Origin of the sequence: Oleiagrimonas sp. C23AA (assembly GCF_011759385.1) — a bacterium.
Lineage (GTDB): Bacteria > Pseudomonadota > Gammaproteobacteria > Xanthomonadales > Rhodanobacteraceae > Oleiagrimonas.
Genome location: NZ_JAARLY010000003.1, coordinates 476,975 through 497,067 on the forward strand (window position 1 = coordinate 476,975; position 20,093 = coordinate 497,067).

The 20,093-nt window shown below is 63.4% G+C and carries 17 protein-coding genes; 8 read left to right on the top strand and 9 right to left on the bottom strand.

The window, feature by feature from the left end; all coding sequences use genetic code 11:
• Positions 1-85: 85 nt before the first annotated feature.
• Complete coding sequence (locus tag HBF24_RS07740; RefSeq protein ID WP_167171296.1) at positions 86-961, top strand: AraC family transcriptional regulator; 876 nt, start codon at positions 86-88, stop codon at positions 959-961.
• A gap of 106 nt (positions 962-1,067) precedes the next feature.
• Here the strand turns inward: HBF24_RS07740 and HBF24_RS07745 are convergent, their stop codons facing one another.
• Entirely contained in the window at positions 1,068-3,230 is a 2,163-nt protein-coding gene (locus tag HBF24_RS07745; protein ID WP_167171299.1) for a glycoside hydrolase family 3 C-terminal domain-containing protein, read from the bottom strand.
• A gap of 480 nt (positions 3,231-3,710) precedes the next feature.
• On the opposite strand from HBF24_RS07745, the gene HBF24_RS07750 reads away from it, so the two are divergent.
• From HBF24_RS07750 to HBF24_RS07770, 5 genes are all read left to right on the top strand, one after another.
• Positions 3,711-4,589, top strand: a complete 879-nt coding sequence (locus HBF24_RS07750; RefSeq protein ID WP_343162730.1) for a L,D-transpeptidase family protein — start codon at positions 3,711-3,713, stop codon at positions 4,587-4,589.
• A gap of 62 nt (positions 4,590-4,651) precedes the next feature.
• A complete protein-coding gene (locus HBF24_RS07755; RefSeq protein WP_167171304.1) occupies positions 4,652-5,323 on the top strand; it encodes a murein L,D-transpeptidase catalytic domain family protein in 672 nt (223 codons plus the stop codon).
• Between the two features lie 160 nt (positions 5,324-5,483).
• Positions 5,484-6,254 (top strand): glucose 1-dehydrogenase, encoded by a 771-nt coding sequence (locus HBF24_RS07760; protein ID WP_167171307.1) that lies wholly within the window; start codon positions 5,484-5,486, stop codon positions 6,252-6,254.
• Positions 6,232-8,793, top strand: coding sequence for a cation-translocating P-type ATPase (locus HBF24_RS07765; protein WP_167171463.1), 2,562 nt, complete (start codon positions 6,232-6,234; stop codon positions 8,791-8,793). Before HBF24_RS07760 ends, HBF24_RS07765 begins: the two co-directional genes overlap by 23 nt.
• Before the next feature lie 103 nt (positions 8,794-8,896).
• Positions 8,897-9,469: a GNAT family N-acetyltransferase gene (locus tag HBF24_RS07770; RefSeq protein ID WP_167171310.1), complete on the top strand. Its 573-nt coding sequence runs from the start codon at positions 8,897-8,899 to the stop codon at positions 9,467-9,469.
• Between the two features lie 112 nt (positions 9,470-9,581).
• Here the strand turns inward: HBF24_RS07770 and HBF24_RS07775 are convergent, their stop codons facing one another.
• The 8 genes from HBF24_RS07775 to HBF24_RS07810 all read right to left on the bottom strand — a co-directional run bounded on the left by HBF24_RS07775 (position 9,582) and on the right by HBF24_RS07810 (position 16,379).
• Positions 9,582-10,217, bottom strand: coding sequence for an outer membrane beta-barrel protein (locus tag HBF24_RS07775; RefSeq protein WP_167171313.1), 636 nt, complete (start codon positions 10,215-10,217; stop codon positions 9,582-9,584).
• 15 nt (positions 10,218-10,232) lie between these two features.
• The gene (locus tag HBF24_RS07780; RefSeq protein ID WP_167171316.1) at positions 10,233-11,042 is read right to left on the bottom strand and encodes an SDR family oxidoreductase; all 810 of its coding nucleotides are present in this window, start codon (positions 11,040-11,042) and stop codon (positions 10,233-10,235) included.
• A 17-nt stretch (positions 11,043-11,059) separates the two neighbouring features.
• Positions 11,060-11,710, bottom strand: a complete 651-nt coding sequence (locus HBF24_RS17310; RefSeq protein WP_167171319.1) for a tetratricopeptide repeat protein — start codon at positions 11,708-11,710, stop codon at positions 11,060-11,062.
• 12 nt (positions 11,711-11,722) lie between these two features.
• On the bottom strand, positions 11,723-12,382 hold the full coding sequence (locus HBF24_RS07790; RefSeq protein ID WP_167171322.1) for an iron-containing redox enzyme family protein: 660 nt from the start codon (positions 12,380-12,382) through the stop codon (positions 11,723-11,725).
• Positions 12,369-13,859, bottom strand: a complete 1,491-nt coding sequence (locus HBF24_RS07795; protein WP_167171325.1) for an AMP-binding protein — start codon at positions 13,857-13,859, stop codon at positions 12,369-12,371. Before HBF24_RS07795 ends, HBF24_RS07790 begins: the two co-directional genes overlap by 14 nt.
• A complete protein-coding gene (locus HBF24_RS07800) occupies positions 13,856-14,596 on the bottom strand; it encodes a thermostable hemolysin (protein ID WP_167171328.1) in 741 nt (246 codons plus the stop codon). Before HBF24_RS07800 ends, HBF24_RS07795 begins: the two co-directional genes overlap by 4 nt.
• A gap of 141 nt (positions 14,597-14,737) precedes the next feature.
• The gene (locus tag HBF24_RS07805) at positions 14,738-15,229 is read right to left on the bottom strand and encodes a hypothetical protein (RefSeq protein ID WP_167171331.1); all 492 of its coding nucleotides are present in this window, start codon (positions 15,227-15,229) and stop codon (positions 14,738-14,740) included.
• 40 nt (positions 15,230-15,269) lie between these two features.
• Positions 15,270-16,379, bottom strand: a complete 1,110-nt coding sequence (locus HBF24_RS07810) for a hypothetical protein (protein ID WP_167171334.1) — start codon at positions 16,377-16,379, stop codon at positions 15,270-15,272.
• Positions 16,380-16,657: 278 nt separating this feature from the next.
• On the opposite strand from HBF24_RS07810, the gene HBF24_RS07815 reads away from it, so the two are divergent.
• Positions 16,658-18,436, top strand: coding sequence for a HAMP domain-containing sensor histidine kinase (locus tag HBF24_RS07815; protein ID WP_167171337.1), 1,779 nt, complete (start codon positions 16,658-16,660; stop codon positions 18,434-18,436).
• The gene (locus HBF24_RS07820) at positions 18,426-19,790 is read left to right on the top strand and encodes a sigma-54 dependent transcriptional regulator (RefSeq protein ID WP_167171339.1); all 1,365 of its coding nucleotides are present in this window, start codon (positions 18,426-18,428) and stop codon (positions 19,788-19,790) included. The genes HBF24_RS07815 and HBF24_RS07820 overlap by 11 nt, the downstream gene beginning before the upstream one ends.
• Positions 19,791-20,093 lie beyond the last annotated feature (303 nt).

Here is a 20,093-nt window from a genome sequence, read left to right on the forward strand (position 1 = left end):
CCCGTTTCGTGCACATGGCGCCGCGTTGCCGGCCAGGGTCCTTCATCAGCCACGCCTAACGTCCGCCAGCACGGATGGAATCATCTTGAGTGCCCCCGCTTCATTGCTTGAATCATTGGTTGGTATTGCGTCTCGACATGCCGGTACGCGTGACGCACGCACGCTGGTGCCAGGTCTTTCGATCTGGTCGGCGCATGGGCCCAGCCAGGCAATTCCCGGGCTGTTCGAACCCGCGTTCTATCTGCTGGCGCAGGGCAGCAAGAGGCTCACCTTCGCCGACAGCGAGCACGATTTCCACCCGGGCATGTGCGCCGTGGCGCTTGTCGGCTTGCCGTTTTCCAGCCGAGTGGTCGAAGCTTCGGTGGATAAGCCCTATGTGGGACTGTCGGTCCGGCTTGATGCCGGCGTGATTTCCAGCTTGCTGATCGACATGTCCGAGCCGCCCCTCAGACGTCGGGACACCATCACGATCATGCAGGCGGAGCCGCTGGTGCTTGATGCACTGGCTCGCCTGCTTGCCCTACTGGATACACCGGCAGATATCGCGGTGCTGGCGGCGCAGTTCGAACGGGAGTTCTGCTACCGCCTTTTGCAAGGTCCAATGGGCAGCCAGTTGCGTGAGATGGGCGGCTATGGGGCGCGCTTCTGGCAAATCAGAAAGGCTGCCGAATGGATCGCGACGCACGCCAACCAGCCGATGAGCATAGCCCAACTGGCGGACTGGGTTGGAATGAGCGTCACCTCGTTCCATCGTCACTTCAAAGCCGTTACTGGCCATGCGCCGTTGGCCTATCAGCGCTATATCCGCTTGTTCCATGCACGCCAGCAACTGGCCTCTGGTGCCGGCAATGTCACTTCGGTCGCCTTTGCCGTGGGGTATGCCAACGCCTCGCAGTTCAGTCGAGAATACAAAAAATGTTTTGGCGTGCCGCCCGTAAACGATGTGTTGAGATCGGCTTGACTTCAACGCCAGCACCCGTTTGAGGTGAGTGCCCTCGGCTGGGCCTGTTGCAACGCACACGCTCAGGAAAGTCACAAAAACGAGCGTGGATGTACGTTAACAGTGGTCACTGTTGATGATCCGCACTCCAGGTCTTGTCTTTGAGTGTGACGTCCACGCTGATGGGCAGGTCATCGGAGGCTTGGCCCAGCAGAACGTGATAGGTGCCGGCTTTGATGTGCCAGCTGTCGTCGGCGGCTTCCCAGGTGGCGAGCAGGCGAGGGTCGACTTTGAGCGTGAGCGCGTGGCTGGCGCCCGGTTTTAAATCGAGTTTGGCAAAGCCCGCCAGGCGTTTGGGCGCTTCCCAGCCGACGGCGTGATAGTCGCTGGGCGAGACGAAGGCCATGGCCACGCCTTTTCCGTCACGCTTGCCGGTGTTGCGTAGCGTGCCGGTGATGGTGATCAGGTCGTTGGCCGCGTCGGCCTTGGCGTTGGATACGGCGAAGCTGGTGTAGCTCAGGCCGTGGCCGAAGGCGAACATGGGCTTGTAACCGTTCACGTCGTACCACTTGTAGCCGATGGCCGCGCCTTCGTCGTAGGTGATGTGCACCGCGGTGTTGTACGGCTTGCCGAAGCCGGGAAGGTTGGCATGCGCGAACTGCGCTTTCGAGGCGGGGAAGCTGATGGGCGAATGGCCGCTGGGGTTCACCTTGCCGGTGAGCACGTTGGCGATGGCCTGGCCGCCGCGAATGCCCGGATACCACGCTTCCAGCACAGTCGGCACATGGTCCAGCCACGGCATGAACACCGCGCCGCCGGTTTCCAGCACCACGATGGTGTTCGGGTTGGCCTTGACCACGGCGTCGACCAGCGCGTCCTGGTGATGCTTGAGCGTCAAGGTGTTGTCCGAGCCTTCGCCGCGCCAGTCGGTGACGAAGACAATGGCGACCTGCGCTTTGGCGGCGGCTGCCGCGGCGGCATCTGCACTGTCACCCGCGCTGAAACTGATGTGCGCCTTGGGCAGCGCGTGTTTGAGGGCGGCCAGCGGCGCGGAGGGCATCCAGATGGCCGACCCTGGCCAGTGCTTGCTCGCGGGCAGCGCACTGCCGCCGACCGGATGCACACCAGAGGAGCCACCACCGGACAACACGCCTTTGTCGGCATGTCCGCCAATCACCGCCAGCTGGGTGACGCCGGTCAAAGGCAGCAGCGTGCGGCCATGGATGGCGTCGTTCTTCAACAGCGTCAGCGATTGCTCGGCAGCGTGTTGCGACACTTTCGCATCGGCCTTGAAGTTGATGGGGCCGGGCTTGACCGGGTGGTCGATCACGCCATCGGCGAACAGCGGCCACAGGATGCGCGTGACCATGTCGTCGATACGCTTTTGCGTGATGTCGCCGGCGGCCAGCGCGGCCTTGACGCGCGCAGGGCTGAAATAATCCACGCCGTCGCCGCAGCACGGCCAGCCGGTCATCTGGTCAAGGCCGTGATTGACGGCGTCGACGGTGGAATGCACGGCGCCCCAGTCGGACATCACGTAGCCCTTGAAGCCCCAGTCGTGCTTGAGCACCTTGTTGAGCAGGTAGTCGTTTTCGCAGGCCCAGCGGCCATTGACCAGGTTGTACGAGCACATCACCGAGCCGGGATGGCCTTTTTCGTAGACGAATTCGAAGGCCAAAAGGTCCGACTGGCGTGCCGCCTCAGGTGAAATGGTGGCATCGACCGTGGTGCGCTGGCTTTCCTGATCGTTGATGGCGAAGTGCTTCATGGTCGAGACCATGTGCGTGGACTGGATGCCCGCGATCAGCGAGCCGGCCATTTGGCCGGCCAGCCAGGGGTCTTCGCCCACGTATTCGAAGTTGCGACCGTTGCGCGGCTCACGCGCCAGGTTGGCGCCACCGGCCAGGAACGTGTTGAAGCCGGACAAGCGCGCTTCATGCGCAATCATCACGCCGCCTGCATAGGGCACGGCGGGGTCGAACGAAGCAGCGGTAGCCAGGGACGAGGGCAGGGCGGTGCGGCCCATGCCTTCCACGCGCACGCCGATGGAGGCGTCGGTCTGTGTTTGCGCGGGGATACCCAACCGCGGCACGCCGGGCACATAGCCGGCCGCGCCCTTGATGGCGTGAGCGGCCAGGTCGGCCTTTGCCGTGGGCGACACGGCTTGGTCGGAGGCTTTTTCCGCCGTGTCCGGGTCGCTGTAGCCCAGGATCAGGCGCAGCTTTTCGTTCTCGGTCATGGCAGCGACCACCGCGGTAGCGCGCTGCTCGGCGGTCTTGCTCTTGTCCATCCATGGCCGGCTGCTTTGTGCATGCGCCGCGCTGGCGCTCAAGCCGAGCGCTGTGATGGCCAGAAAAAATGACGTTTTCAAAGCGGTGCCCCCACTGCCTAATGCGTAAGGCAGAGGTTAGCCGCATGCCAAAAGATTTGCAGGGATTGTCCCCGTCCGGAGGACGGCTTGGGCCAGTGGGGTGGACGTGCCCGGCTTCTATAGACATCTCAGGCCGAAGATTGGACGGTCCCCGATGCTAGATTTTCATGCTGACGCGAGGTGCTCGGGTGTAACGGAACACGCTTGAGCGGCATCTTGACCTGGATCAGCTGATGGGCGCTCTCATGCGCCAAGATGGGCTTGAGTTCAGCGATGAGGCGGGCGGCGAAGGTGTGTAAGGGACGGCAGATGTCTGGGGCGCGTAGGCATAGAACCACGGGGCATGCCCTGTGGTTGGCCGCGCTCATCTTTGTGTTGCTCTCGCCCGCAGACGGTGCCGTGGTCCGGCAGTCGTTCTGGCATCCGGAATTGGCACCGGCGGGGCCGATGGTGATGCTGGTCAGTCTGGACGAGCAGCGCATGTACGTGTATCGAAACGGCGTGGCCATCGGCGAGAGCCACGTCAGCACGGGGCGGCGCGGCTACGAGACACCGACCGGTGTGTACACCATTTTGCAGAAGGCACGCGTGCATTATTCGAATCTTTATGACGATGCGCCGATGCCGTTCATGCAGCGGCTGACCTGGGGCGGGCTCGCGCTGCATGCCGGTGTGCTTCCCGGCCATCCGGCTTCGCATGGCTGCATCCGGCTGCCGCAGGATTTTGCCGAGCATCTGTTTGAGGTCAGCACGAGGGGCATGGTGGTGGTAGTGACGGACCAGCGTGTGGCGCCACCGCAGGTCAACCATCCGGCGGCTGTCGCCCCGTTTGGTCTGGCTGCCACCCCCGATGATGGCTCTGCGGCGAGGCCCTGGCCGGCTGACGATGGTGGACCGGTCAGTGTGGTGGCCAGTACCCATGATCGGGCGTTCTATGTATTGCAGTCGGGCGTGTTGATTGCCAGCACGCCAATGACGCTGGCGAAAGGCTTCAGCGCCGGCGGCATGTTGCTTTATGTCCGACGTGCCGCGCCCGGTGGCGATGACAACCATGCGGCCGGACTGTGGTCGTCCTATCGCATTCTGGGAACGGGCGCAGCGCCGACACCGCAAACGCTGGCCAGCGAGTTGAAGATACCCGATGCGTTTGGTGCCCAGTTGCGTCAACGCATCACTGCCGGCACCACGGTGGTAGTGACCGATCTGCCCGCCCGTGGCGGGCAGGCCAAGCCCTACGGCACGCTGATCGAGGCGTGGGAGGGCGCGCATCACCGATAGCGTTTTGTTAATGGACGGCGCGGCAAGCTTGTGTTTTCGTGTGCTTTTTCGATGTGCTTGCCATGCGGTCCCGTCCCCTGATAGCTATCGTTTTATTGTTTGCTCCCCTTGCCGCCTTTGGTGCGGCGCCCACCGTTCCCCCACATCTGGCCCAGTCGCTCAGCAAGCTGGCACCACGCGCCAACCCGAAGGTGCTGGCGCTGGCCACCCAGGCGCTGGCGTGCGTCAGGCGCAGCCGGCCGGCACATACGCTGAGCGTGATCGATTATTCATTGCCCTCGACCAAGCGTCGGTTATGGGTATTTGCGCTGGGGCCGACGCCGCGACTGCTGTTTCGTGAGTGGGTGGCACATGGGCGAAACAGCGGCGCCAACCGCGCGACACGGTTCTCCAACAAGCCGGGTAGCCTGATGTCGAGCCTGGGCACCTTTGTTACCGACGGCACCTACCAGGGCCACAATGGCTATTCGCTGCGGCTCAAGGGGCTGGATGGCCGCTTCAACAACCACGCCGAGGAACGCGCCATCGTCATCCATGGCGCCAAATATGTAAGCCAGGCATTCGCGCGCCGCGAAGGCCGGCTGGGGCGAAGCTGGGGCTGCCCGGCGGTCCGCCAGGGCGTGGCGCACCAACTGATCCATGCCATCTCGGAACGGTCGGTGGTGTTCGCCTATTACCCCGATCCTGCTTGGCTGAAGCATTCGCGCATGCTGGGCGACTGCGGCGCGGGGTAGGGCGGAACTTGCCACCTTGCGGTAGCACCAGGCGTGAGCATGTTGCCGTGGGAGGCTTCGACGCGCGGCCGCTAGCCTTGCATCTGTTGACCGAAATCAAGCTCCATCGGTGCCGCCGGCGCCTAATCTGACAGCCCGTTTCACTGTCGGACCTACGCTCATGAACAGGTTGCAGGACAAGGTGGCCATCGTCACAGGTGGCGCGGTTGGCATTGGTGCGGCGTGCGTGCAGCGCATGGCCGATGAGGGGGCCAAGGTGGCGATCCTGGATCGCACCGACGAGGTGGGACAATCGTTGGCCGAGCAGCTCAACGAGCGAGGTCATACGACACGCTATTTCCACGCCGACGTTACCTCGGAGGCCGAGGTGGGCAAGGTTTTCGGTCAAGTCGTGAAGGCATTTGGACGGCTGGACGTCCTGGTCAACAATGCCGGCATTGCCGGGCCGGACAAGCCGACGCACGAGCTGACCGAAAGCGATTGGGACAGTGTGCAGGCGGTCAACGTGAAGGGTGTTTTCTTCTGTACCAAGCATGCCATCGCGCCGATGCGAAAGGCCGGTGGCGGTAGCATCATCAACCTATCTTCGATCTACGGGCTGGTCGGTGCAGCGGACTTGCCGCCATACCACGCATCCAAGGGCGCGGTTCGATTGATGAGCAAGACCGACGCCTTGCTCTATGCGCGTGACGGCATTCGCGTCAATTCCGTGCATCCGGGATTCATCTGGACGCCATTGGTAAAAAGCCACCTGTCCAGCCACGGTGGAAACCTGGATGAACAGCGCCGGCAGGTGGCCGAGCTGCACCCACTGGGGCACATGGGCGAGCCGGACGACATTGCCTGGGGCGTGGTTTATCTGGCCAGCAACGAGGCCAAGTTCGTTACTGGAAGTGAGCTGGTCATCGATGGTGGCTACACCTGCCGCTGAAGGGCGAACACCTGCCGCGCCACCATCCGCCACATCCGCGGCGGGGCTGGACAGCAGCGAGGCACGCCGACGCCTTGCCAGGGAGGGGCCCAATGCGCTGCCGGATACCCGGGAGCGCTCGTTTTGGCGGCTGATCGTCAGGGTGCTGCTGGAGCCAATGTTCCTGCTGCTTCTGGTAGCCGGCGGTCTGTATCTGTTGCTGGGCGATCGCGCCGAAGCGGCCTTCCTGCTGGGCTCGGTCGTGGTGGTGATCGGCATCACGCTGGCCCAGGAGCGCAAGACCCAGCGGGCGCTGGACGCGCTGCGTGACATGGCTGCACCGCGTGCGCTGGTAATGCGCGATGCCAAGGCTCAGCGGATACCGGCGCGCGAGGTGGTTCGGGGCGATTTGCTGGTGCTTGGCGAGGGCGATCGCATTGCCGCCGATGCCGTGCTGCGCGAGGGCTTGCTGGAGGTCGATGAGTCGCTGCTGACGGGGGAAGCCGTGGCGGTGATGCATATGCCGCAAAATGGCAGGAGCCGGGTGTACGCCGGCACGGTGGTCACCAAGGGCCGGGCATTGGCCGAGGTGGAGGCCGTCGGGGTGAATACGGCCCTGGGCCGGATTGGACTGGGGCTGGCTTGCGCGCGCGAAATGCCCTCCGGCCTGCAGCGGGCGTCCGCGCGGCTGGTGCGTGTGCTTGCCGTGGTGGCTGTGTCGCTGGCGGTGGCGGTTACGTTGTTGAACTGGTTGTGGGACGGCGTGCGCCTGTTGGACAGTGTGCTGGCGGGTGTCGCCTTCAGCATGGCCATCCTTCCCGAGGAAATACCGGTGATTCTCACCGTTTTTCTCGCCATGGGCGCTTGGCGGATGGCCCGACATAAAGTCCTGACCCGGCGTATGGCTGCGCTCGAGGCGTTGGGCGCGATCACTGTGTTGGCGGTGGACAAGACCGGCACATTGACCCAGAACCGCATGCGCATAATGGCGCTGGCAGCGGCCGGCGAAGCCTCTGTCGGTGCAGACGCAGAGACGCTTTCCGAGCGTGTGGCCGAGCTGGTGCACCAGCTCTGGCTGGCGACCCCGTCGTCGTCGTTTGACCCCATGGAGCAGGCGGTTCGTGATTATGTCGCCCAACGCGCCGGCGCCCTGGGTGCATCGGCGATGCCTGCGTGTGTGCGTGAGTACCCGCTATCGCCTGATGTTCTGGCGATGACGCGAGCGTTTCGGCGCTCTGCGTCCGGGGACTTTATGCTGGCTTGCAAGGGGGCGCCGGAGGCCGTGGTCCGGCTATGCGATATGCAGCGGTCGGACGCCGCCCTTGCGCTGGCTCAGGCCGAGGCGTTGGCGGCCCGTGGATTAAGAGTACTTGGTGTAGCCGCGGCCTCGTGGTCGGAGCCTGGCTGGCCGGAAAGCCAGCTTCACTTTGCCTATCGACTGCTGGGGTTTGTCGGCTTCGGCGACCCGCCACGCGAGGATGTGCCAGCGGCAGTGGATGAGTGCAGGCAGGCCGGTGTGCGGATATTGATGCTGACTGGCGACCATCCCGTGACCGCGCGGGTGATCGCCGCAGAAATCGGCATGACGGCAGCCGATCAAGTGCTGACCGGGGAGCAACTGGACACGTTTGATGACGTCACCCTTCAACAGCGCCTGCGCGGCGTTGGCGTATGCGCCCGACTACGCCCCGAGCAGAAATTGCGTTTGGTCCACCTATTGCAGCGCGAGGGCGAAGTGGTGGCCATGACCGGCGACGGGGTCAACGACGCACCCGCACTGAAGGCCGCCGACATCGGTATCGCCATGGGCGAGCGTGGTGTCGATGTGGCCAGGGAGGCGGCGGCGCTGGTCCTGCTCGATGACAGCTTTGCCAGCATCGTGCGGGCCATCCGTGAGGGACGGCGCATCTACGACAACATCACCCACGCCACCGCCTACGTGTTTGCCGTGCATGCGCCGATCATCGCGGTGGCGTTGATGCCCGCTCTGGTGCACTGGCCGATGTTGTTGCTCCCGGCCCACATCGTGGTGCTGGAGCTGGTCATCGATCCGGCCTGCTCGTTGGTCTTCGAAGCCGAGCCCGCGGCTGAAGACGTGATGCGACGGCCGCCACGGGCGTTGCAGGAAACCCCTTTTTCGCCCATGAAACTGGCCCTGGCGCTGATCCAGGGAGCCGGACTTGCCGTCATTGTGCTGGGCAGCTGCGCAGGCCTGTTCTGGTACGGATATGGCGTGCAGGAAGTACGGGTGGTGATGTTCGTGGGCTTGCTGGCCTGCCTGTTCCTGCTGGTTCTGGTGCGTCACCAGCGAACCGGTCGGGCCAGGGCCACGCATGGCAACCGATGGATATGGGGAATGCTGTCAGCAATGCTTGTCCTGCTGGGGCTGGTGCTTGGCGTTCCGGACGTGGGACGGCTGCTGGGTCTGGCCGCCCCCAATATCGTGACCATGACAACGGCCTTGGCCACGGTGCTGGCCATCATCGTCTGGCTTGGGCTGCTGCCGCTGCTGGTGCGTGTTGTGCGTCGATGGAGGCCGGCGCGGCGAGGTACGGCCTGAGGTCTGTCAAAACGGCACCAGACCTTGATGTTGATCAAGCCGTGGTCGTTTCGGGCGCGCTCAAATGGCGACATCAGGTGTCATCAAGCGATGAGGTTCGTCCATGGCCAGCCAACCCACCGGAACGAGTTCCGCACCGAGCACGGGCGCCCCGACCCTGCTGGAAGGCACCCACTGGATCGATCACTTGCGCGACGGTTCGGTGGTCCTGATCCGGCCGTTGCGACCCGAGGATCGCGAGCGCGAGGAGGATTTCCTGCGGACGCTGTCACCGGATGCAAAACGCTACCGTTTCATGTGCAGCTTTCGGGAGGCCAGTCCGGACATGGTCGCCCAGCTCATGGATATCGACCTGGACAAGCGCATGGCCTTCGTCGCACTGGTTCACGAGGATGGACGCCTCAAGGAAGTGGGCGTAAGCCGATACAGTGCCGCAGCCGACCAGAGCCGCTGCGAATGCGCGGTCACAGTGGCCGATCACTGGCGTCATCGAGGTCTGGCGGTGGTGCTGATGCGCCATTTGATCGATACCGCGCGTCGGCACGGTTTCCGACAGATGTACTCGATCGACGCGGCCGACAATCAGGCCATGCAGGAACTGGCCGCCTACCTTGGTTTCAAGCGCAGCAGTGATCCTAACGATCCGACGCAAGTGATCCACACACTGACGTTGTGAGTTGGTTTGAATCGGGCCGTGCCGGTGTGGACCAAGCCCGGTTGACCGTGGTGGGCCTGGTGTGGGATGCAGGGGCGCGGTGAAAGGACCCGCGCCCCCGCGGTAGGGCTGATCAGAAATGAAGCGTTACGCCGGCAGAGACCACATTGGCCGACGCCTTTGCCGTGTGCAGGGAGCCCAGGCCGGAGAAGTGCTCGTATTCGGCTCGTAATCCCCAACGTGGCGACAGGCGATAATCCATGCCGATGCCGGCGAATGCATGCATCCCGCGGCCGCTGTGTGTCTTTAGGGTGCCGAGCGTATCGCTGGCCTGATTCCAGCGCATGCGCGTGCGGGTGTCGATAGCGCCCAGTTTGCCAAACAGGCTGAGTTCGGGGTTGATTGGAAGGTTCCCCAGCACGGCGATGTCGGGACCGCCGGACGTCCACTTGGCGCGCGTCTGACCCTGCTCCGAGATGGCACGGTAAGTGGAATGGCCAAGATCGATGTAGCCACCCTCGACGGACAGATAACGGTTGAACTGATAGCCCAGCTGCAGGCGCCATTTCAGCGTGTTGGAGCCGGTATCTTTCGAGCTGAGGCCCGAGGCGCCATCCGCCGACAGCGTTGCGTCCGGGCCACGCCGATGCATTTGCACCGATGTGTGACTGATGACGCCCACCCCGTACCAGTGCGATGCGTGCGCTGGCGCCACGAGCGCGCCAGTGCTGCCCAGCGTGAAGCAGGCGATGATCAGAACTTTGCGCATGTGCGCTCCCGGATCTCAGTGGGAGGAGGGCGACCTGGCGAATGTCGCCAGTACAGGCAGTGATTTCTTCAGTGAGCGATCCACCAGCCCGGGCAGCACGCCGTTGACCCGTGCGAAGAAACTCTCGGGGAAGCCCAGGTAAGCCTCGTTCTTTTGCTCCTCCAGTGCGGCGACGATTTGCCCGGCCACCCACTGCGCATCGTCCATGCGCATCAGGCCTTCCTCGGCCATGCGATGCAGCGCGGCGGGGTTGAATGCCGTTCGTACGCCGCGCGGCGATACGTAGGTCACGCCGATGCCGCTGCCATTGAGCTCTCGACGCAGGGCCTGTGAAAAGCCGCGCAAACCGAACTTGCTGGCCGAGTAGGCCGCGAAGCCCGGGAAGCCGATGCTGCCGAACATCGAACCGATATTGACTATCTGGCCGCTGCCGCGTTCGAGCATGCCTGGCAGCACGTGGTGCACCAGTTGCATTGGCGCCTCCAGATTCAGGCGCAGCAGCTTGGGAATCATCTCGGCCCGGGAGTCGCTGAAGAAACTGAAATCCATCGCCCCGGCCAGATTGACCAGCACGTCGACGCCGCCGTAGGCCTGGAGCATCTTTTGCACTACCTCCAGGCGCTGGGTATCGGTGGTGATGTCCGCTTCCATGACGCGGGCGTCGATGTTCAGTTGCTCCACCTGCTGTACCAGGTTGTGTGTGGCGATGGCGCCGTGATTGACCAGCCCGAGGCGGGCGCCGCGTTGTCCCAAAAGTTCGACCAGCTGGCTGCCGATGCCACCACCAGCGCCGGTGAGAAGAATGCGTTGATGCTTCAGATCCATGGTTTTCCCCTGCGATCTCAGTGCGATTGACCAATCTTGGCGATCAGCTGGCGGATCTGCTCCCGGCGCCCCTTGTCGGCGAGCAGGCGCTGCGGCCGAGCGGGCGCATTCAAGGCGCGGTGCAGGTAGATCAGTGCCTGTTGGGGATGGCCCTGGCGGAACAGGAAGTCGCCGTAGAAGTAGTTGGGATCAATGCCGTTGGGGTCGATCTCAAGGGCTTTCTTCAATGACTGTCGCGCCTTGTCATTGCTGCCGAACCCGATCGGCCAGCCGGGGACCTGGTAGTACAGGCTGCCCAGCGTGGTGTAGATGGAGCCATCCAGCGCCTTCGGATTGATGCGCTTGGCTTGCTCCAGCAGTTTTTTGGCGTGCTTGACCTTGGAAAGGGCGCCCAGGCCGCCGGTGGCGCCTGCGTCGGAACTCAAGACGATGGCCTGCCAGATCAAGGGGGGCGCCTGGTGCGGCTGACGCGAGACCAGCGCTGCAGCCTGTTGCTCGAGCGAAGCGAAGGCGGCACCTTGCGACTTTTTGGGCAATTCGTAGCTGATGTGCGCCCACTGATGCTGGATCGTCAGGAGGTCCGGCATCGATGGTGCAGGCGCGGCCAGGGCAGGGGCTGCGAGCAAGCCGCCGACAACCAGTGCGAGTAGGGAACGAAAGCGTTGCATGATGGCGACTCCTCAGTGCGGCCGGGGGGTGGCAACGGCCCGGAAGACGTTGCCGTACAGGTGATAGAACATGTTGGCGGCGTGAATCAGGGCGTCCTGGTCACGCGGGTCGTCAAGCCCATTCACCAGTTGTTCGTAGAAGCCCACATGGGCCTGATCCAGGGCACCGTGGGAACTGAGGTAGCGCAGCGCACGCGCGGGCAGGTCCAGTGCCTGGCGCAGCGCTTCGGCGGCCTGGCTGGCCAGCGCCGCACTGGTCCCTTCCAGCACGAAAACCATGCCCAGGAAGCCCACCGGATTGCCGCGTCGCACCGTGTCGTGGGCATAGGCGATCATCAACTCGGTGGCCGGGAGCGGGCGCGCCTGACGAACCTGTGCCGCATCACCGCCACAAGCAGTGATGTCGTCCAGTACCCAGGCATCGTGGCCCTGTTCTTCCTCGATGTACTCGGCCATCGCCGCACGCATCCAGTCCAGGCGCTCGGGCAGGTACGCGCCGGTGGCCATCAGCAGCGGCACCGTCTGGTGCACGTGGTGGTAGGCCTGGCCAAGAAACGCGACATATTCCTGCCGAGACACCTGTCCCTGCAGCGCACGCTGGATGACGGGGATGGCCAGAAACTGTTCGCGGGCCGCGGCGGTCTCGCTGACGAGGCGGTCATACATGGGCATGCGTGGTGTCTCCTGCAAAAAGCTGTTCGAGTACGTCGCTGTAGCGCTTGGCAATGGCCGGGCGGTCAAGGGCGCCCGACGCGTGCAGCAACCGGTTGTCCGTGGAAAAGGCGGTGCCAAGCACACGCCATGCACCGATGCGTGCATAGTCGGGAAGGCGGCTGTTGGCTTGCTCGATGGCCAGGCGCAGCTGATCGGCGCTAGCTGCGGGGTGGGGAACAAGCAGCGCGGCGTTGAGATGCTGTCCTTCTCCAAACACCGCGCTCTGCATCACGAAGGGTGAGGCCGCCAGCTCGCTTTCCACCCACTCCGGTGCCACGTTGCGACCGAACGCGGTGGCGAACGCGGTTTTCTTGCGGCCAGTCACGTACAAGCGACCATGGCTGTCCAGGTAGCCAAGGTCGCCCGTGTGCCAGGTTGTCGGGGGAGGGTGCCCTTCGCCCAGGTAGCCGCTGAAGAGCGCACCATGGATGAGGATTTCACCGTCTTCGGCGATTTCTACCTGACGGTGTGGTAGTGGCTCGCCCACGCTGCCCGGCAGGTTGGCACCGGGCCGGTTCAGACTGACCACCGAGGCCGCTTCGGACAGTCCATAGCCTTCGTGTACCGGTAGACCGAGGCAGTGTGCGCGTTCGATCAGCGCGCGGCCGCATGGTGCGCCGCCAACTGCCACAAAGCGCAGGGAGCTGGGCTTCGGCGCCCCGGCGGTCAGCGCCTCTATCAAGGCCTTGAGCAGCTGCGGTACGAGAATGGTCGTGGTCGGTTCGTAATGATGGATGGCCGCGACAAGCTGGGGGATGTCGACGCGGCTTGAGCCTTGAAAACCACAGTGCTCCAGCCTTGGCAGCGCCGCTTGCGCACCAAAGCTGAGAGGGGCGTAGAGACCCCCCAGATTTTCCAGCAGCGTGGACAGCGGCAGCAGCGACAGGCTTCGGTCTTGTTCACCGGCGTGCAGCGCCTGGCCAAGCGAGAGTGCCACCTGTTCGATGACCGTACCGGAGAGGCAGACACCCTTGGGCGATCCAGTGGTGCCGGAGGTGTAGGTGATCTTGCAGGTGTCGAGGGGCAGGGAGGGCACGCACTCGGGCTGCAATTCGAACACCGACAGCGTTTTGCCTTGCACGCTGATGTGGCTATGGACCGACTGCGCAAGTAGCTGCGCCAGCATCTCGGGGCGGTCGGTGATGATCTGCTGCAATCCGGCATCGGTGATCAGATGGCGGATTTGTGTGGCGCTGAAGAAAGTGGGAATGGGCACGCATACAGAGCCGGCGGCCGCGGCGGCCAGATCGGTAATGGCCCAGCCGATGCCGTTGTCGGCCAGAAGGCCGATGCGCGTCGTCGTCAGGTCTGCTGCGACCTGTTCGATAAGGCGCGCAAGTTCGCCGTAGCTGAGCTGCGCGGTGTGGTCGATGATGGCGATGCGCTGTGGCGAGCGTGTGGCGTGATCACGGATACGTGCAAGGATCTGCTTCATGCACGCGCCCCCAGCATGTGCGGCGCGCTGTCTCTTTCCGACAGTCCGCGAATCTGCCGGAGAATGTCGGTGGGCAGCTCGTCCTGACCGGACTCGTGCAGGCAGGCCTGCAATTTCTCGAATCCCGAGGCGATGCGTCCGGCGCACACCGTTGGCTGGGTGTCGTAGTAGCTTCCCCAGGTGACGCCGTCATCGGACAGGCGTCGGGGGTCGGCCCTGGCCAGCTCAATCGGTGCCAGTCCCAGCCGGCGGAACGCATTGATCAGCGGTCGGGTGGCGGTGAATAACACCCACTCGTAACCCTGCGCGTAAAGGTACAGGGTCATGATGGCGATGACCCAGCGCGCCTCACCCGGATCGGTCAATGCCAGATTGCCCACTTCCACCAGGCGATCGCGGGAAATGGGGTGACCGGCGTACTTGGCGATGGCCGGCTCGAGCCGCTGTTCCAGGTACTGCTCGCAGAACAGGGGATCGTGGGTACCATCGCGATAGCCGATGACTGCGCGCAGGGTATTGTGATGGCGCAACTCCAGCAATTGGGGATAGAAGCTGTGCACGTCGGCGCCGTAGGCGAGTGCGAACACGCGGCGGATGAAGGCTTCGGCGGAACGTCGCCGCGGCCCTGCCGGACCATGCAGCCGGAATGTGGGCGGCTGCAGCGGCGCGTTGAGAAGCGGATGTACGTGACGCAGCACGCACGGATCGCTGTCGGCGAAAGTATCGTTGGGCGGCATGGGGCCTCGCATCGGGAGTCAGAGCTCCATGCGCCTTCAGCTAGATCCATGCCAACGAATTAACCCGCTGATTTTAATAAATTAAACTGCAATTTAACGCTGGAGCGAGTACGCAGTTTTCTGCAGACCCTGCAAGATTTTTCAGTCTTTTTTTGCAGCCTTTGCAGGTCGTATTGCAGTTGGGGTACAGCGTGGCTGTGTTGCCTCGTGAAGCTCTATGATGGCCACGACACGGACACGCGCATCCACGGCGCACGGTTGCACGTAGCCGATACCACCGAGCGTGCGCGCCACAAACTCGACGATGGCTCGCTGGGATGCGAGCACATAGGGAGGGCTTACGCCCTGGAAGTACTGTCGGTTCCAGTAACTGCGCAGCTGGCTTTCAGGCATGCGCAGGACGGCCTGCGAGAAGGCATGTCTTACCGGGTTGCCGGAAGGAAGATTGACCGCTATCAGCGACTGGCCGTGGCGATCGATGAAAACGCGTTTGAGAAAGACATTGCGCAGCGTGTCCCTGTCCATGTGCCGGATGTCGCTGTGACTGCCGACAATTACCGCCAGATGATGATCGTCGGGGGTGATCGAGGCGGCCATGCCCTGGCGTACGCAAAGCGTGCCAAACAGCAGCATGGCGCACCCGATGGAGCACTGGCGACGCATGGCCATGGCCTCAGAACAACACGGCCACGGAGGCCAGCCAGCCGCTGGGTGCCAATTGTGTGGCGTGCGAACTGTTGCGGCGCTCCAGCTTGAACACCAGTCCCTGCACCGGCTGATAGTTGATGGCGTAGGTCCGGATGCGTGAAGTGATGGCTGGCTGCGAAGCCCGATATCGCTCGTAGCGGGCGATCAGGTTCAGTGAGCCGGTCACGTGGGTGACCAGTTGCAGGTAGCCGCCGTGCTGGCTAGGGACATCCACCCCGCCGCGGCTGCGATAGATGGTCTCTGCGCTCAGTTCGAGATAGCGCGACGCCCAATCAATGCTGACACCCCGTAGCCGGTAGCCATGCGTGGGGCGATCCAGCTCGAAGTTGATCATCGACGCGCCAATGCTCAAGCTGTCTCCCAGTAGATGATAGAGCGCCTGGGCACCGACCGCGTGGCGAAAATTGTTGCGCAGCGAGCTTTCGGCGCCGAAATCGGTAAACGCGTCGTCGCGATCCTGGCCGGGCACGAACACTTCACTGTCGTCGGCGAATACCCAGTAATCGAGATCACGACGGTTGACGCTGACGGTGCCGTACACCTCGGCGCCGGTGGCATGTCGGGCGAAGGCAGCGGTGGTTGTCAGGGGACGCGATACCGTCCAGACCAGGGGGTCGGCGTGTACGAGATTCCATTGCCCGAAGGGGGTCAGGAACTTGCCCACTCGAACGGTGGCACCGCGACGGGCGTGATAGTCCATGTACAGGCGCTCGACATCGAACTCGGCGCGGCGCGTGGTGGTGTGATGGCCGATCGTGGTGACGAGGTTGCTTACCTCAACCTCGCTGAACAGCTTCCAGCGGTTGCCCAGGGATTTGGTGACGAACAGGCTGACATCATTGAGGTTGCCCGCGCGGCGACGCCCGTCGAAATCGTAGAAATGGGCGTTGGCATAACCGCCGATCCGCAGCTGCTGCTGGGGGAAATACAGACCTTCGCCCAGTCGATAGGGCAGTGGACGCCAGTTGTCGCCGGCGTTCGCGCTCGATGCCGCCATGAGCAGCGCGAGCACCAGGCCGATGCGGCGCGTCCCGGGCCATGCAGACAGGCGTGCGCGACGCAGCGAGGTGGGCATGTGGGCTCTCCGGTGCAGGGGCGTGTAGGTGGCATGCGGCGGCAGATACGCCGCGCGAGGTGTCGCGACTGTATCGTCCGGGTAGGCATTGCGCCACTGCTCAGCGAGTGCGTATCGGCCCGTATCGGCGTCGCGCTATGCTTGCGCCCAAGGGCTTTGCCTGCTGCCAGGGCGCTGCGCGATGCCCGTTCTTTGGCTTTCGCCGCTTCCTTGCGTGGATTCATGCTGCGTCTATTCATGAGGCCATTTGTGACCGCTTGCCACAAGGGGCACCTGCCTTGATCACGATCCGCTCCGTGCTGGTGCGCGCGCTTGTCGGCATGCTGGTTGGTGTCATCGTGGTCATGGGGGCGCTGACATTTTTCGAGTTTCGCGGCGCTTTGCAGGCCGAGATCGCACGTAATCTCCAGTTCGGCGCGAGCGCGGTGATGCAGCGTCTGGATGTTTTCGTCGCCTCGCAGATGGAGAGCCTGCGCGTATGGCGCAAACTGGAGGTGATGCAGGATTTGCGCGTGGACGACGTGGACAAGCGTCTCTCGCACTTCCTGTCGGATCTGCAAGCGGGTCAGGATAGTGTCTATCGGGCTTTGATGTGCACCGATATGCAGGGCCGTGTCGTGGCCGCCAGCCGAGCCGAACTGATTGGTTCACGTGCGCCGCATGTCGATACCTGGACGCGTCTGCCCGGCTCGACGGGGCAGGGTGTGTTCATCGGCATGGCCATGCAAGACGGGCACCACTCGGCCATCCTGCGCACCCGGATTCCCAACGCATTTGGCAGCGGCGACATTGGGAGGCTCTATGCCTGGCTTGACTGGAGGGCTGTGCGGTCCCTGCTCGATGCGGCTACTGCCAACAGTCCGCGTGGACTGCTTTTACTGAGCGCGCACGGTGATGTCATCGCCGCTTCGCGTGGCCTGCGTGGGCGGGTGAGCACCATGCACGGCGCGTTGAAATGGCCGCTGCCGGCCTACGGCGCATCGTCGTATGTGCACGATGGCGGGGCGCTGGGCTACGACAATCTGCTGGTTGGGGCGGCGACGTCATCGGGGTATCAGCAATTCAAGGGGCTGAACTGGCACATCCTGATGCTGGAACCGACCAGCGTGTCGTTTCGTCCGGTCTGGCATCTGTTATGGGCGATGGCGGCGCTGCTGGCCACGACGTTGTTGATGGGCGTCTGGTTGTCTTCGCGCCTGGCGGGGCGAATCGCGCGGCCGGTCATTGAGCTCACCCAGTTCACGCGCCGCTTCAGGCAAGGCGAAGCGGTTACACCTGCGGCTCCGGCCAGCTCGGTTTCAGAGGTTGATGAACTCGCGCGTGCGTATGCCGAAATGATCGGTGCATTGGAGCAATCGCGACTGCAGGTGGTGCGTGCGGGCAAGCTCGCCGTGGTGGGCGAAATGGCGGCGATCATGGCTCACGAAGTGCGCACACCCATGGGTATCGTGCGTAGCTCGGCACAGCTGCTGGGTCGCGAGATGCCTGCCGAAGGTCGCGAGCGAGAGCTTATCGGTTTCATCCTCAGCGAAACCGAGCGTTTGAATCGCCTGGTCACGATGTTGCTGGAATGCGCTCGCCCCAAGCCTCCCGACTTTCGCTTTCATGACCTGAACGACATTGTCCATGGTGTCGTGGAATTGATGACCACACGCGCCGAACATGCCGGCATCACCCTGCAGCACCAGGCCCTGGCACGGCAAGCGGTGCTGTCCTGCGATCGTGAGCAGATGATGCAGTTGGTCCTGAATCTGGTGCTCAACGCGCTGGAGTTCGTGTCCGCAGGCGGTCACATCGTGATCACCACAGAGCAGGATGGTCCCTGGCTCGATCTACGCGTGGCCGATGATGGGCCAGGTGTTGCCGAGGAACTTTGCGAGCGCATTTTTGATCCGTTCTTCAGCCGCCGCGAAGGTGGCATTGGCCTGGGTCTTACCATTGTCCAACAGATCGTGCAGGCTCACGGCGGCTGCATCGAGGTTGGGCGCGGCGCCCTGGGTGGGGCGGAGTTTGCCATGAGGTTTTCAGTGGACACAGAGGATACCGATGACCGCTAAACGCATTCTGGTGGTCGACAATGAGGCCAGGATGCGTCGTGTGCTGGAGCTTTCCTTGCTGCAGATGGGCCATCACGTTGTGCAGGCGGCCGATGGAGCCGAGGCGCTGCTTGCGCTCGATAGCGGTCCGTTTGACCTGGTACTCACCGACCTTCGCATGCCGCGCAAGGACGGCATCGACCTGCTTCGCGACATGCGGGCGCGCGGTGAAGCGGTACCGGTGATCGTATTGACGGCCTTCGGCACCATCGAGACGGCGGTCGAGGCGATGAAGCTTGGGGCCCTGGATTACATCATCCGCCCCTTTGAAATGGAGACGCTGGAGTTGGCCGTGAACCGCGCCCTGGCGATGGGCACGATCCAGCGTGAGAACCGTTTCCTGCGCGACGAGGTATCACGTGGCTGGGGTGACTTCATCGGCACCAGCGAACCGATGCAGGCACTGTATCGGCTGGTCCAGCAGGTGGCTCCTGCACGCAGCAGCGTGTTTATCGTTGGCGCCACCGGTACCGGCAAGGAGCTGGTGGCCCGTGCGCTGCATGAGAGTTCTGGTCGCGAAGGGTTGTTTGTGCCGATCAATTGCGCCGCGATTCCCGCAGAACTCCTGGAAAGCGAGTTGTTCGGCCATCAGAAAGGCGCCTTCACCGGCGCCATGCGGGACCGTGTCGGCAAGTGTGAGCTGGCCAGCGGCGGCACGCTGTTCCTGGATGAGATTACCGAGATGCCGCTGGCGCTTCAGGCCAAGCTATTGCGCATGTTGCAGGAAGGCAGCATCGAGCGCCTGGGTACCAACGTGACCATGCCGGTCGACCTGCGTGTGGTGGCCGCCACCAATCGCGATCCGCAGCAGGCGGTGGAAGAGGGGCGGTTGCGGCAGGATTTATACTTTCGCCTCAATGTGGTGCGTATCGATGTGCCGCCACTCAAAGTTCGGCAAAGCGATATCGCCCTGCTGGCCGAACACTTTCTGCGCCAGTACGCCGCGGAATTGGGGCGCCCGACGCCACGACTGACTCAGGTGGTGGTGGAGCGACTGATGGCCTACTCGTGGCCGGGCAATGTGCGCGAACTGGAGAACCTGATGGAGCGCGCTGCGGTGCTCAGCAAGGGCGAAGACGTCTGTGTCGAGCATTTACCCACTGACATAGCGCTCGCAGCCAATGACGGTTCTGTCGGTCATCCGGCATCCAATATGCCGGATGATCTCACGCTCAAGCCCCATGTTGAGGAGCTGGAAAGGCATCTTATTTCCGCTGCGCTAATGCGCACCGAGGGCAACAAGGCGGCCGCGGCACGGCTGCTCGGCGTCAGTGAGCGAGCGCTCTGGTACAAGATCAAACGCTACCAACTGTGACTCGGGCCGCGCCGGTTTTTTCGCGGTGCATTGCCATGCAACCCGGGCATACCAGTCGCTTGCTGATGAACTGGCTGCGTTGACACGGTGTGTCTGGTGGCAAGTTACCTGAGCCGATCAAGGCCCCTGCGCGATCGGTACGGTTGCGTCGTTTGGGTACCTGGGGGCGGGGCGCTGCCATCTTGGTCCGAGCATCATCCCGCAAATGGCGGCCGAGCATGGCGTTCCGCAGTCGCCACGAGGCTGCGCGTTGTCTTGCCGGCGGGGCAGTGCAGGTGGGTTCTCACCCGCACCGCCCCCTGC

Bases quoted from the DNA above. Each gene is read 5' to 3' on its own strand.
- HBF24_RS17310 (WP_167171319.1), bottom strand. From the start codon at position 11,710: ATGCAACGCTTTCGTTCCCTACTCGCACTGGTTGTCGGCGGCTTGCTC.
- HBF24_RS07760 (WP_167171307.1), top strand. From the start codon at position 5,484: ATGAACAGGTTGCAGGACAAGGTGGCCATCGTCACAGGTGGCGCGGTT.
- HBF24_RS07770 (WP_167171310.1), top strand. From the start codon at position 8,897: ATGGCCAGCCAACCCACCGGAACGAGTTCCGCACCGAGCACGGGCGCC.
- HBF24_RS07780 (WP_167171316.1), bottom strand. From the start codon at position 11,042: ATGGATCTGAAGCATCAACGCATTCTTCTCACCGGCGCTGGTGGTGGC.
- HBF24_RS07790 (WP_167171322.1), bottom strand. From the start codon at position 12,382: ATGCCCATGTATGACCGCCTCGTCAGCGAGACCGCCGCGGCCCGCGAA.
- HBF24_RS07795 (WP_167171325.1), bottom strand. From the start codon at position 13,859: ATGAAGCAGATCCTTGCACGTATCCGTGATCACGCCACACGCTCGCCA.
- HBF24_RS07765 (WP_167171463.1), top strand. From the start codon at position 6,232: ATGGTGGCTACACCTGCCGCTGAAGGGCGAACACCTGCCGCGCCACCA.
- HBF24_RS07805 (WP_167171331.1), bottom strand. From the start codon at position 15,229: ATGCTGCTGTTTGGCACGCTTTGCGTACGCCAGGGCATGGCCGCCTCG.
- HBF24_RS07745 (WP_167171299.1), bottom strand. From the start codon at position 3,230: ATGGACAAGAGCAAGACCGCCGAGCAGCGCGCTACCGCGGTGGTCGCT.
- HBF24_RS07820 (WP_167171339.1), top strand. From the start codon at position 18,426: ATGACCGCTAAACGCATTCTGGTGGTCGACAATGAGGCCAGGATGCGT.
- HBF24_RS07755 (WP_167171304.1), top strand. From the start codon at position 4,652: ATGCGGTCCCGTCCCCTGATAGCTATCGTTTTATTGTTTGCTCCCCTT.
- HBF24_RS07775 (WP_167171313.1), bottom strand. From the start codon at position 10,217: ATGCGCAAAGTTCTGATCATCGCCTGCTTCACGCTGGGCAGCACTGGC.
- HBF24_RS07800 (WP_167171328.1), bottom strand. From the start codon at position 14,596: ATGCCGCCCAACGATACTTTCGCCGACAGCGATCCGTGCGTGCTGCGT.
- HBF24_RS07810 (WP_167171334.1), bottom strand. From the start codon at position 16,379: ATGCCCACCTCGCTGCGTCGCGCACGCCTGTCTGCATGGCCCGGGACG.